10 protein-coding genes are annotated in these 12,262 nt (G+C 71.2%); 7 read left to right on the forward strand and 3 right to left on the reverse strand.

Annotated features, from left to right (window positions below; translation table 11 throughout):
- Positions 1-4 precede the first annotated feature (4 nt).
- The 5 genes from POL67_RS53915 to POL67_RS39720 are packed head-to-tail and all read left to right on the forward strand — an operon-like array spanning position 5 to position 6,084.
- Positions 5-256 (forward strand): hypothetical protein, encoded by a 252-nt coding sequence (locus tag POL67_RS53915; RefSeq protein ID WP_271926017.1) that lies wholly within the window; start codon positions 5-7, stop codon positions 254-256.
- Positions 196-1,788 carry a PAAR-like domain-containing protein gene (locus POL67_RS39705; protein ID WP_271926018.1) on the forward strand — a complete coding sequence of 531 codons (1,593 nt, stop codon included), beginning with the start codon at positions 196-198 and terminating at the stop codon, positions 1,786-1,788. Before POL67_RS53915 ends, POL67_RS39705 begins: the two co-directional genes overlap by 61 nt.
- The gene (locus POL67_RS39710) at positions 1,788-3,308 is read left to right on the forward strand and encodes a hypothetical protein (protein WP_271926019.1); all 1,521 of its coding nucleotides are present in this window, start codon (positions 1,788-1,790) and stop codon (positions 3,306-3,308) included. The genes POL67_RS39705 and POL67_RS39710 overlap by 1 nt, the downstream gene beginning before the upstream one ends.
- A complete protein-coding gene (locus POL67_RS39715; protein ID WP_271926020.1) occupies positions 3,305-4,309 on the forward strand; it encodes a hypothetical protein in 1,005 nt (334 codons plus the stop codon). Before POL67_RS39710 ends, POL67_RS39715 begins: the two co-directional genes overlap by 4 nt.
- On the forward strand, positions 4,306-6,084 hold the full coding sequence (locus POL67_RS39720; protein ID WP_271926021.1) for a hypothetical protein: 1,779 nt from the start codon (positions 4,306-4,308) through the stop codon (positions 6,082-6,084). Before POL67_RS39715 ends, POL67_RS39720 begins: the two co-directional genes overlap by 4 nt.
- 9 nt (positions 6,085-6,093) lie before the next feature.
- Here POL67_RS39720 and POL67_RS39725 read toward each other — a convergent pair whose 3' ends face one another.
- Positions 6,094-6,591 carry a hypothetical protein gene (locus POL67_RS39725; protein WP_136971408.1) on the reverse strand — a complete coding sequence of 166 codons (498 nt, stop codon included), beginning with the start codon at positions 6,589-6,591 and terminating at the stop codon, positions 6,094-6,096.
- A 72-nt stretch (positions 6,592-6,663) separates the two neighbouring features.
- Positions 6,664-8,970 (reverse strand): DUF2169 family type VI secretion system accessory protein, encoded by a 2,307-nt coding sequence (locus POL67_RS39730; protein WP_271926023.1) that lies wholly within the window; start codon positions 8,968-8,970, stop codon positions 6,664-6,666.
- A 121-nt stretch (positions 8,971-9,091) separates the two neighbouring features.
- Here POL67_RS39730 and kamD point away from each other — a divergent pair, with 121 nt between their 5' ends.
- Together kamD and kamE are read left to right on the forward strand one after the other, a co-directional pair.
- On the forward strand, positions 9,092-10,642 hold the full coding sequence (gene kamD / locus POL67_RS39735; protein WP_271926024.1) for a lysine 5,6-aminomutase subunit alpha: 1,551 nt from the start codon (positions 9,092-9,094) through the stop codon (positions 10,640-10,642).
- Between the two features lie 2 nt (positions 10,643-10,644).
- A complete protein-coding gene (kamE, locus tag POL67_RS39740; RefSeq protein ID WP_271926026.1) occupies positions 10,645-11,400 on the forward strand; it encodes a lysine 5,6-aminomutase subunit beta in 756 nt (251 codons plus the stop codon).
- On the opposite strand, the gene fghA is transcribed toward kamE, so the two are convergent.
- Complete coding sequence (gene fghA / locus POL67_RS39745) at positions 11,397-12,239, reverse strand: S-formylglutathione hydrolase (RefSeq protein WP_271926027.1); 843 nt, start codon at positions 12,237-12,239, stop codon at positions 11,397-11,399. The genes kamE and fghA overlap by 4 nt on opposite strands.
- Between the last annotated feature and the right edge of the window lie 23 nt (positions 12,240-12,262).

A 12,262-nucleotide genomic window follows, 5' to 3' on the forward strand; every position in this document is an offset into this window, starting at 1 on the left:
GACCGTGACGAACGAAGACCGCGGGGTCACGACGAAGACCAGCGAGCACACCGCGATGACGATCGGCCCGACGGACGTCTGCTTCGATCCGCCGAAGCAGAAGCCCGTCCCGCACATCAACCACGTGACGACGGACAAGGCCGTCGAGCACACACGTCTGGAAAGACCCTCTTCCAGAACGGCAACGTCGTGCGCGTGGGCGAGGCGATCACGCCGAGCGATCCTGCGCATGGGGACTCGGGCGGCGGCGTCGTGAGCGGCACGTACCGCGAGGAGGCGCGGGCGACGAGCGGCTCGCCGGACGTCCGCGCCGAGGGCCTGCCACCCGCGCGGACCGATGATCCCACGACGCAGAACCATTCGAACACGACGGGCAAGATCCTGCAGGACGTGCCGCCGGAGCTGCTCACGGACAACCCCGAGGAGTTCTTCAAGCGCTGCTCCTACGACACGTCGCAGATCAAAGGCGGTGACGAAGAGGCCCCGTTCGTCGGCAACATGCCGCAGATCGACATCAAGCGCGGCGCCGAGATCAAGGTCGTGGCGAAGCGGAAAAACGCGAAGGTGCCCGACGCGCCGCCGGACTGCGTCCAGCCGCCGCACATGAAGTGGCTGCTCAGCCGATCGGGCGGTCTGACGGCGCTCGGCGCCGCGGTCCCGGAAAAAACGGGCGAGATGACGGGCGACGAGATCACGCTCGGCGAGGACTGGAACCCGCCCTATGGCGGCCCGATCGAGTTCTCCGGCGAGGCCACGCAGAACGAATCCGACGCGACGAGGCGCCGGCGCATCAACGACAAGAACAACTACGCGCAGCAGAACGCGGCGGCGCGTGGCTCGTCGCGCGTCGAGAACCAGGACGGGCGGCGGGCGTACCAGCAGATCCAGTACGACAAACGGCTGGAAGAATCGGCGCTGAACAACCTGCGCACGCTGGCCGAGTTCCTCTGGGCCTGGCGCGCGTACCAGAACCCGGTCCGGGTCCTGATCACCGGCAGCGCGTGCAGCGGCGGGGTCAGCTACGAGGTGCACTGCTATCCCGAGGGGGAGTTCACCTTCGAGATGCCGCTCGAGCCCATCATCCGCGTGGGCCGATGGATCAACCGCAGCCTCGAGACCGTCCAGCAGTTCGCGCGGCTCGGCCGGGTCGAGACCGAGGGCAGCATCATTGCCCCCGGCGACGACTTCAAGGTCGAGCTCCAGTTCAAGTGGGAGCCGGGCGAGGACGCGGACCTCTACCAGATGGTCCGCACCGCGGAGGTCAGCGTCAGCGGCCTCCTGTTCGAGCTGAAATTCGAGGCGAGCTGCCCGCTCACGAACTTCCTCGCCATCGTCCCGTTCGTCGGTGGCGTCGCCGCGAGCGCGGTCGGCTGGATCATCCAGCGCATGGGCGCCGAGGCGAGCATCGGGTTCGGCGTCGAGGTGAGCGTCTCCGCGGCGGCGTACATCTCGTTCAACTGGACGAAGGCGCGGGGCTGGAAGTGGGACACGGCGGGGGTGAAGCTGCCGGTCGAGGTCAAGATCTACGCCTTCATCCGCGTCCAGGTGCGTGACTGGCTGCAGATCGAGGGCCGGATCCAGGTCCAGGCGGAATGGGCGCTGCTCCTCGAAGCGAGCGACGCCGGCCTCGCGCTCAAATCGGACGACGGTGAGCTCAAGGCAGGGCTGACGGGCCTCATCAAGATCGACGTCTGGTTCTACAGCTACGAGCAGACCGGCGAGTGGTGGCCCGATTGCCTCAAGACTGAGTTCAAGAAGACCGACCTCGCAACCCTCATCAGCAACTGATGCCCAAGGCCGCGCCCTTTCGCCGCATCCTCGTCGCGGAGTCGCCGGTTCGTCCCCCCGGAGAGCGCCACGCCAAACCCCTGCCCTGCCACGTCGGCGTGTTGCCCTGGACCGTCGATCGCAATTGGCTGACGGTCTTCGTCGTCGCCACGTTCCGCTTCGACACGAGCGCGGCGCAACGGCCGATCCCGCTCGAACCCGCGCCGCCGCGGCGCCTGCAGGCAGGCCCGAGCGCGCCCGGCGAGCCCGTGCGGATCGACGATTTCGTCCCCTTGCGCCTCGCGGTTGATCTGACGCTCGCGGGGCACGTGGAGATCGTCCCCATGCCCTCCGGCACGCTCGGGCCGAGCCTCCGGCCGCGCCTCGCCGAGGTCGGCCTCGGGAATCGGCGTCTCCAATTCATGGTGCAAGCGGACAAACCCGGGCGGATCCCGCTCCGGCCGCCGCATACGCAGACGCCGCACGGCCGCGCAATCGATCTCGGGCCGGAGGCCTGCCACGACGGCTCGAAGCACCATTTCCAGCACCCGGAGAAGTTCGACCTGAGCGTCTACCAGGCAGGGACGCCGGAGATTTCGTACGAGGTCGAAGAAGTGACGTCGATCCACCTCGCAGGGCTCGGGCCGGATCCCGCGGCGGCGTGGGAGATCGCGCTGCCGGCGTACGCGCCGCGCGCGCTCGTGGACTACAGCTCCGCGCGCGTGCGCCGCGGGGACGTGCAGCTCTTCGTCGATGGCGTCGCGATCGACCTGGATCAATCGACGGTCGACGTGACCTGGCGCGGCCTCGTCGAGACCACGGACCAACCGCACATCGACGTGGACCGGATCGTGATCGGCTGGGCCCCTCCGAAGCGCTGGAACGAGGACGCAGCGGGCGCGTGGGACGATGTCCTGCGGGAGCTGCCGCGCGGGCGGTTCCGCTTCGCGGCGGAGCACGAGGACGCGCGGAAGGGCGAGGATCCGCCTGCCCTGAGCCAAGAGGAGCTCTTGATGGCGCGTTACGAGACGTGGGGACACCCGAACGCGGCCGAGCCCGAGATGCGGCCGCACGAGGCTGCGCAAGTCGCAGCGGAGCTCGCCGAGCAGCGGTGGCCTCGCGGCGAGGTGATCGCGAAACACGGCATCGACGAGTACACGTGGGGGATCGAGGAGCGCGCATGGGCGCAGCGGCTCGCGAGCGTGCGCGAGGAGGCCGACGGCGGGCCGAGCGCGGAGTACGTCCGGGCCTACCAGCGCGCCTCGCAGGCGCTCGCGACGCCACGGGAGGCCGAGATCACGGCCAAGGAGTTCGTGGCGATCGCGGCGAAGATGCGGCGCGAGGATCCGACGCAGGTGCTCGCGAAGGCAGGGCTCGGGATCGCGGCGTTCGGTCGGCTCGAACGGCGCTTCCGCGAGAAGGCAGCCGAGGACAAGGCGTTCGCCGCAGAACTCGCGCGCCTCGTGGCCGAGGAAGAGGCGCGCCGGGATGGGCCGAAGCTCAGCGAGGCCGAGACGAAGAACGAGGAGGGCCGCCGATGACCACGATGGGCCTCATCGCAGGCGTGGGGATGTCGACGCCGGTCGGGCTCGACGCGCGGCAGTCGGCGCTCGTGCTGCGCGCGCGCAAGCTCTCGCCCGGAAAAACCGGGCACCGGGATCGGCGCGGCAACACCATCGGGGACGTGCGCGCGCTCCGCATCGACGATGCTTGCAAAGGGCGCGAGCGGCTCCTCGAACTCGCGTGTCCCGCGCTCGTGGAGGCGACGCGCGGGATCGGCGCGGCGAAGGGTCCGATCCCGCTGTTCCTCTCGCTGCCGCCGCGACGCGCGGAGGAGGAAGAGCCGCTCGGGCCGGATTTCCTCGACCTCCTGGGCAAACGCGCGGGCGTGGCCATCGCCCTCGCAACCTCGGAGGCCGTGGTGCTGGGGCACGCGGGCTTCGCGGCGGCGCTCGCGCGGGGTCTTTCGGCGCTCGCGGCGCCCGGGGCGGGCCCGTGTGTGGTCGTGGGCGGCGTCGACAGCCACCACGATCCCGCGGTGCTCGCGGCGCTGGACAAGGAGCGGCGGCTGCACGCGGAGGGGGCGTGGAACGGGTTCATCCCGTCGGAGGCCGCGGCGTTCGTGGTGCTCGCGCGGCAGGACGCGGCGCCGCCGATCGCGCGGGTGATCGCGGTCGCGACGGGGATGGAGCGGGAGGACGGGACGGAGATCGGCGAGGCCGCGACGGAGGTCGCGCTCCGCGTCGCGGGCGCGATGCGCGCGCCCGTGCCGTGGGTCCTGCCGGACGTGAACGGGGAGCGGCACCGCGTGAAAGAGTGGAGCTTCGTGCGCATCCGGAACCGATCGGCCTTCGACGAGGCCAAGACGATCGAGACGCGCCTCTACGACGAGCTCGGCGACGTGGGCGCGGCGAGCGGCGCCGTGCACGCGGCGTACGCGTGTATGGCGTTTCGCCTGGGGTTCGCCCCGGCGCCGGAGGCGCTCGTCACGCTCGCGTCCGAGGGCCCCGCGCGCGGCGCGTTTGCCGTGGGGGCGCCATGATGCTCCAGGGTTTGCCCGGCACGACGTCGACGCGGCCGCTGCTCGAAGGCGTGAGGTCCGCGCTCGAGGACAGCCTGCTCGCGATCGCCGACCGTTCGGACACGAAAGACCTCGCCGACACGCTCCGCGAAGGGATCGCGCTCCTGAGCCGCCTCGTCGAGGCCGCGCCGCGCGACGAGGACGCGCTCGAAGCCCTCGCGCGCACCGCGGCCGCGTTGAAGGCGGCACGCGAGCGGCTCCCGGTCGACGCGGTGGTGGGAAACCGCATCGAGGGCGCGGCGCGCTGGCTCGCAGACGCGAGCGAGCGCCTGCGCGGACGGCTGCCGGCGCGCGTGCTGGGGGCGGGCGCGGAGGCCGCCACGCAGCGCGAGGAGGTCGTCGCGAGCGTCGGGGTCCCGCGGGCGCACCCGGTCTTCGTGCCGCCGCCGCGGGTGCTCACGCGCGAGGAGGCGGCGTCCGTGGCAGGGGCGCGCGGGCGGGCCCTGCTCGGAGCGTCGCGCGGCGCTGCCGGGGACCTCGCGCAGATCCGGGCCATCGCGCGGGACTGCTTCGAGGACATCGCGAGCCTCGGCAGCCTGCGCAGGCTCTACGAACACGAGCCCTGGGTCGACGCCGGGCCCTTCGAGCAGCGCCTGCTCGACAACCTCGACGCGCTCGTCGCGCTCGAACGGCCGCTCGATCCGGCCGCGCCATCGCTCGGGCTCGTGGAGTCGCTCTTCGCGTACGCGATCGAGTGGGTCGTGCCCGATTTCGGCCGGACCTTCGCGCTCGCGTTCACGCTCTGCTGTCTCGACGCGGAGACGGCGATGCGCTGGGTCGTGCTGGCGCTGCGCCGCTCGCACCCGCGGACGTACCCGGCGTTCGTCGACGCGTTCGCGCTCGGCTCGAACGAGGCGATCGATCGCACCCTCGTCGAGCTCTGCCGCGAGGACGATCCCGCGATGGTCGAGGTCGCGCTCGAAGCGATGGTGCGCCGCGGCCGCGTGGACATGGCGAGCGCGGTGCTCCTCCTCATGCGGCCCTCGCCTTCGCCGGGCGTCCTCGACAAGGCGATCGACCTCGCGGCGCGTTTGCCCGCGCAGGCGGCCACGCCGCTCCTCGCGCGCCTGCTCGACAACGCGGACCTCGACACGACGGCGAGCGCGGCCGCGGCCCTCACCACGCTCGGTGACGCCCGCGGCCCGAAGCACCTCCGCGCGCTGCTCCAGCGTCCCCGCACGGAGGACTTCGCGACCTTGCGCGCGCGCCGCATCGCCCTCGAAGCGCTCTGTCTGCTCGGCAGCCCCTTCGATCGCAACCTCCTCGGCACCGAGGCGAGCCTCGATCGCGAGGGTTTGCCCTGGCTCGGCTGGCACGGGCACCCGGATCACGTGCCCGTGCTCCTCGAGGGCATCCGCCGCGCGGCTGCGAACGGAGCGTTCGACGAGGCCGATCGGATCGGGCGGGCCCTCGAGCGGATCGGCGGCGGCTCGGCGCCGCGGCCGGGCGCGCTCGCGGGCGGCGACTTCGAGGAGCGCCTGGCAGCGTGGCTGCGCGCGTTCGAGGAGCGGAGACCCCTCGACAACCCCCGCATGCGGTTTGGCCAGCCGTGGACGCCGTCCGCGATCGTCACGGAGCTCTCGGCGCGCGGCACACGCCAGGGCGAACGGCCGATCCTCGCGCGCGAGCTCGCGCTCGTGACCCGTCGGGCCGCGCATGTCGACGTCGCGGGCTGGGTCGTCGTGCAGGAGCGCGCCCTCGCGGCCGCCCGCGACGCCTTGCCCCGACAACCCTGACGCAGGGAGCTAGTTGAGGCGCAGCATGCGCCCGACGATCTTGTGCACGCCCTCGGCGCGCGAGAGGATCCGCTCGGCGTACGTCTCGACCTCGCCGATCGCGCGCAGCACCACGGCGGCCGTCTGCGCCGAGAGCGAGAGCTCTTCGCCGGCGTCGAGCGAGATGCGCTTCGCCTTGATCGTGTAACTCTCGGCGGCGTCCACGCCGGGCGTCGGCTGCGTGCGCAGCGCGCCGATCACCAGGAGCTCACCACCCTCCTGCTCCTCGACGAGCACACGCTCGTGCCGCGCGCAGGCGCCTTCCACGACCGTCGGATGGACCGACGGATCGAGCTTCGCGGGCACGACCTTGGCGCCGATGCCGAGCATCACGCCGTCTTCGCGGACCTTGTGGACCTCGGCCGTGAACAACGCGGGTCGCGGGGCTGGTCCCGGCACGGGCTGGAGCCGCGGCCCCCGTTTCGCCGCTGCTGCTTCGATCCCGCGCACGTTGGTTGCACGCTTCATGGCTCCTCCAGAGACCTCGGATTCTATACGAATCCGCGGCGCCTTCGGATCGCTTCCTCGCGCCTGCCGACGTCAGGCGATCCCGCCGAGGGGCGGCGGCGCGACGCCCGGCGCCTTCGCGGCCTCGAACGCGGCGCAGAGAGCGAGCGCGAGATCACATCGGCCTTCCCGCGCCTCCCCCGCGAGCGCCTCCGCTTGCTGCCGCTCGTGCACCCGCCACGCGACCTCGTCGATCCCGTACCGCGAGAGCACCTCGTGGAGGGCCGCCTGCGCCCCCCACAGGTCGACCTTGATACGCGCGTACCGCTCGACCGAGAGCTCGCCGCGCGCGGCGCCGACGCCTCCCGCCGAGGGCACGATGCCTCCCACCGAGGGCACGATGCCTCCCGCCGAGGGCACGATGCCTCCCGCCGAGGGCACGATGCCTCCCGCCGAGGGCACGACGCTTCCCGCCGAGGGCACGATGCCTCCCGCCAAGGGCACGATGCTTCCCGCCAAGGGCACGATGCTTCCCGCCAAGGGCACGATGCCTCCCGCCGAGGGCACGATGCCTCCCGCCGAGGGCACGATGCCTCCCGCCGAGGGCACGATGCCTCCCGCCGAGGGCACGATGCCTCCCGCCGAAGGCGCGACGCCGCCCCCCAAATGCATGCCGCCGCCCGCCAAATGCATGCCGCCGCCCGCCAAATGCATGCCGCCGCCCGCCAAATGCATGCCGCCGCCCGCCAAATGCGTGCTCCCACCCGCCAAATGCGTGCTCCCGCCTTCCGAAGGCACGACGCCTCCCCCGGAAGGCACGAGCAGCGGGGAGGCCGCAGGGGTTGGGTTGCCGAACGGCAGCGCAGCATCGGGCTGAAGCTTCGGCTTCCGCTCGGTCGCCGGCTCGGGTTCCTCCGCGGCGGCGGCCGGCTCCGGGGCGCGGAAAGGCAACGCCGACGGCGCGGCTTGGCGACCGGGGAGGAGCGTCCCGGTCCCGTCGTCGCCCGGCGCGATCATGCCAGACGCGACGAACGGCAGCGTCGCAGCGGCCGCGGGCCTCACCGGGGGCACGAGCGTCTGCGTCCCGTCATCGTCGGGATCCATCGGCGGCGGCGCAGGGGCCGGCGCGGACGCGGACGCGGGCGCGGGGCTGCTCGTCGGCGCCTGGCGCAGCGGGGATCGCTGGAACGGCAGGGTCTCGAACCCCTCGGGTTTGCCCACGTTCCCGGTGGGCGTCACCTCGTCGTCGTCCCGCGCGAACGAGAGCGGCGGACGCTCGCGGCGCGGCGCGGGCGGCGGCACGACAGGGGCGCTCGACGGCACGAACGGAACCGCGGCCGCAGGGTTCCGAGGCGCGCCCAGGGCGGGCATGGTCATCGTGCGCGAGGTGGGCCCCCGCTCCGGCGTCGCCTGGGCCGGCGCGACACGCAACGCCCCGATCCCCCGCGTCGGCGCGACGACCACGACCCCTTCTTCCTTCGCGTGCCGCAGCGGCACCGCCGCGCGCCACGTCACGCTGCAGACCCCTCGATCCGTATCGATGAGCAGCGTATCCGCGCGCAGCCACACTTCCTGCGGGCTGCTCCCGCTCCGCGTCACCATCGCCCGTGGCCGCACGTCCTCGACCAACGCGATCATCCGCGGCTGCTCGGGATTCAGGTGTTCGAGGAGGATCTGCGCTTGCGCCGGCAGCTCGGTGATCTGCTGGTCCTTCGGGGCCGCGTTCCAGTACGACGCATCCACGCCCGCGGGCAACGGCCGCTCGTGCCACCCCTCGTGGGGCCACGTGCTCCGGTGCGCGCGCAGGTGCTCCACGCGTGTCGGCCAGCGCGCCGCGATCGGCCCGAGACCCACGGGCGGGACCTCCTGCGTCGGGCTTCGCAACACGTGGCTCACCGGCTCGAAATTCGGCGGATGCCCCGGCGCGTTCGCGTCCATGCTCGGCGGGATCCCCACGGGGTTCCACGACCTCGGCCCGCCCGCTGCCCGCATCCAGCGCAGGGGCATCCGCGTGAACGGCACGGCATCCGAGAGCCTGCCCTCCGGCAACCAGTAGCGGTCGCCGTACACCACGAGCGCCTTGTTCAGGGACCCGACCGCGAGCCGCGCGACGAGCGACGGCACGGCCTGGCCCTGGGGCGCCCATGCGTGCCCCACGACCATCACGTCCACGTGCCGCTTGAACGGCGCGAGATCATTCGGCAAGCGGAGGCTGCGCGGCGAACCGTCCTGCCAGTAGATGTCCATCGTCTGCGGCGCGTCGGGCAACCCGACGAGCTCGCACGGCCCGTTTCGCAGCGCGTACGTCGCCTTGCAGACGACCGTCATCACGAAGGCGTCGGGGCGCGGCTGCCAGACGAGCTTCGCCACGGCGAGCGGAGGGGACGCGGAGACGTGCACGGCGTGAGTTTACCATCGCGCCGCTCGCTCGATGAGGCCTCGGATCACGCGCTCGGGCGCGGCTCTCCGGCCGAACCCTCGTCGTTGACAATCGGACCCATCCGCGCCATTTCCGAGCGCCATGGCCAAGGTCCCCCTCGATCACGCGACCGTCGACGCGTGCCGCGCTGCGGCGGCCGCGATCGCCGACGACGTCCAGCGCTTCATCGACCGCCACACGACCGTCGGCATCGAGCGCACGGTCGCGCGCGCCTATGGCGTCACGGGGGCGGATCCCGAGGGCACGCCGCTCGCGAACGCGCTCGTCGACCGCATCCACAAGGCGGGGCACACGGGCCGCGGCGTCGCCTACTTCCTCGGACGCGCGCTCCTCGAAGGCGCGAGCTCCGCGCAGGAGGCCGCCGAGCAAATCGCCTACGGCGGCGCCTCGCTCGACGTCGAGGGCGGCCCCACGACGCACGAATGCCTCGGCGCCCTGGAGCTCGAAACGCAGAAGGCGATCGCCCGCATCGACGAGGCCCGCAGCGCGCGCGAGCGGTTCAAGGCCCGCTTCCCTGCGGCCGAGCTCCCGCTCAAATACGTCATCGTCGCGACCGGCAACATCTACGACGACGCGGTCCAGGCCAAGGCCGCGCGCTTCGCGGGAGCCGACATCGTCGCGGTCATCCGCGCGACGGCGCAATCGCTCCTCGATTACGTCCCCGAGGGCCCGACGACCGAGGGATATGGCGGGACGTACGCCACGCAGGAGAACTTCCGCATCATCCGCAAGGCCGCGGACGAGGCGAGCGACGAGACGGGCAAATACCTCGCCCAGACGAACTACTCTTCGGGCCTGTGCATGAGCGAGATCGCGTGGATGGCGGCGGTCGAGCGGCTCGACATGCTCCTCAACGACGCGATGTACGGCATCCTCTTCCGCGACATCAACATGGAGCGGACGTTCGTCGATCAATACTTCTCGCGCCGCATCGTGGCCCGCAGCGGGATCGTCATCAACACGGGCGAGGACAACTACCTCACGACGGCCGACGCGGTGGAGAAGGCGCACACCGTGCTCGCCTCGCAGTTCATCAACGAGGCATTCGCGCGGCGCGCGGGGCTCTCGGACGATCAGATGGGCCTCGGCCACGCGTTCGAGATCGACCCCTGGCTCGAGGACAGCTTCCTCTTCGAGGTCGCGCAGGCGCAGCTCGTCCGGCAGATCTTCGACAAGCATCCCATCAAATGGATGCCGCCCACGAAATTCAAGACGGGCGACGTCTTCCACAGCCACGTGCACGACGCGATGTTCAACCTCGCGGGCGTCATGACGCACCAATCGATCGAGCTCCTCGGCATGTTCAGCGAGGCGATCCACACGCCCCTGCTCATGGATCGGTATCTCGCACTGAAAAGCGCGAAATACATCTTCGGCACGGCGAAGCACCTCGGCGACGAGATCCAGTGGAAGCCCGGCGGCATCGTGGAGCGGCGCGCGAAGGAGGTCCTGCACAAGGCGCACGAGCTCCTGGTCCAGGTGAAGGGCGACGGCATCTGGGACGCGATTGGCGGGGGCGCGTTCGGCGACGTGAAGCGCAGGCGCACGGGCGGCAAGGGCCACGCCGGCGTGGCGGCGCGTGACCCCGAGTATTTGAACCCGATCCTCGACGAGCTCGAAGGAGGCCGCTGACCATGGCGAAATGGCTACGCGCTTACGGGGACCGTGAAGGCGACGGGATGGTGCAGATGACCTTCACGCTCGCGATCCTGCCCGGGGATCGCGCGCGGGAGGCGGCGAAGCGCTTCGCCGAGGCCCACGGCCTGAAAGACCCGCTCGTCACCACGATGGAGCAATGCTCGCAGCAGCACACGTATTTCGTGGCCTACGGGCATTCGGCGCACCAGATCGACGTCGACACCATCGACGTCGCCGAGCTCGCCGCGAAGCCGCTCTCCCGCGAGCAGGTCGAGGCCATGGGCAAGGAGCTCGGCCGCAAGATCGTCGTCGTCGGCGCGTGCACCGGCTCGGACGCGCATACCGTCGGGATCGACGCGATCCTCAATTACAAGGGGTTTGCCGGGGAAAAGGGCCTCGAAAGCTACAAGTGCTTCGACGCGCACAACCTCGGCGCGCAGGTCGAGAACGTCGAGCTCGCCGAGCGCGCCAAGGCGCTCGGGGCCGACGCGATCCTCGTCTCGCAGGTCATCACGCAGCGCAACTGCCATAAAGAGAACGCGGCGGCGCTCATCGATCTCCTGAACAAGCAGGGCGTCCGTGACAAGTTCCTGCTGCTGCTCGGCGGCCCGCGCATCGACAACAAGCTCGCGCTGGAGCTCGGCTACGAAGGCGGCTTCGGCCCGGGCACGAAGCCTTCGATGGTCGCCGCCTTCGTGGCCGAAGAGGTCCTCCGCCGCGCCCGCGGCAAACAGGTGGATCCGAGGCGCTAGCGCAAGGCCGCCGCGTGGTGCTCCACGTGGTCGCGCATGAACGTCGCAATGAAATAATAGCTGTGGTCGTACCCCGGCTGCATCCGCAACGTCAGCGGATGCCCCGCGGCCTCGCACGCAGCGCGCAGCAGCTCCGGCTGCAATTCCCGCGTGAGGAATTGATCCGCGTCGCCCTGATCGATCAGGATCGGCAGCCGTTCCTTCGCCTCGCGCACGAGCTCCGTCGCGTCCCACGCCTTCCACGCCTCCCGGTCCGCGCCGAGGTACGCGGAAAACGCTTTTTCGCCCCAGGGCACCCGGCTCGGCGCCACGATCGGCGAAAACGCCGACACCGATCGATATCGCCCCGGATGCTTCAGCGCGAGCACCAGCGCGCCGTGCCCGCCCATCGAATGCCCGAAGATCCCGCGCCGGTCCGAGAGCGCCGGCAGGTGCGCCTCCACGAGCCCCGGCAGCTCCTCCGCCACGTATTCGTGCATTCGATAATGCTTCGCCCAGGGCGCCTCCGTCGCGTCCACGTAAAACCCGGCGCCTTGCCCGAGGTCGTAGGCCGGATCGTCCGCCACGCCCTCGCCGCGCGGGCTCGTGTCCGGCGCGACCACGATGATCCCGTGCCGCGCCGCGTGCTCCTGCACGCCCGCCTTCGTCACGAAGTTCTGCTCCGTGCACGTGAGCCCGGAGAGCCAGTAGAGCACGGGGCAACGCCCGGACTCGGCCTGCGGGGGCAGGTAGACGCCCACGTTCATGCTGCAGCCGAGCGCGCGCGATTCGTGCCGCAGCACCTTCTGGTGGCCGCCGAAAGAGCGGTTCGTCGAGACCTGGGTGAAGGGGTTCGTCATGGCGAGGGCGAGACTACCCGAGA

The organism is Polyangium mundeleinium (genome assembly GCF_028369105.1).
Classification (GTDB): Bacteria; Myxococcota_A; Polyangia; order Polyangiales; family Polyangiaceae; genus Polyangium; species Polyangium mundeleinium.

Bases quoted from the DNA above. Each gene is read 5' to 3' on its own strand.
- POL67_RS39710 (WP_271926019.1), top strand. From the start codon at position 1,788: ATGCCCAAGGCCGCGCCCTTTCGCCGCATCCTCGTCGCGGAGTCGCCG.
- POL67_RS39715 (WP_271926020.1), top strand. From the start codon at position 3,305: ATGACCACGATGGGCCTCATCGCAGGCGTGGGGATGTCGACGCCGGTC.
- POL67_RS39720 (WP_271926021.1), top strand. From the start codon at position 4,306: ATGATGCTCCAGGGTTTGCCCGGCACGACGTCGACGCGGCCGCTGCTC.
- POL67_RS39725 (WP_136971408.1), bottom strand. From the start codon at position 6,591: ATGAAGCGTGCAACCAACGTGCGCGGGATCGAAGCAGCAGCGGCGAAA.
- kamD (WP_271926024.1), top strand. From the start codon at position 9,092: ATGGCCAAGGTCCCCCTCGATCACGCGACCGTCGACGCGTGCCGCGCT.
- kamE (WP_271926026.1), top strand. From the start codon at position 10,645: ATGGCGAAATGGCTACGCGCTTACGGGGACCGTGAAGGCGACGGGATG.
- fghA (WP_271926027.1), bottom strand. From the start codon at position 12,239: ATGACGAACCCCTTCACCCAGGTCTCGACGAACCGCTCTTTCGGCGGC.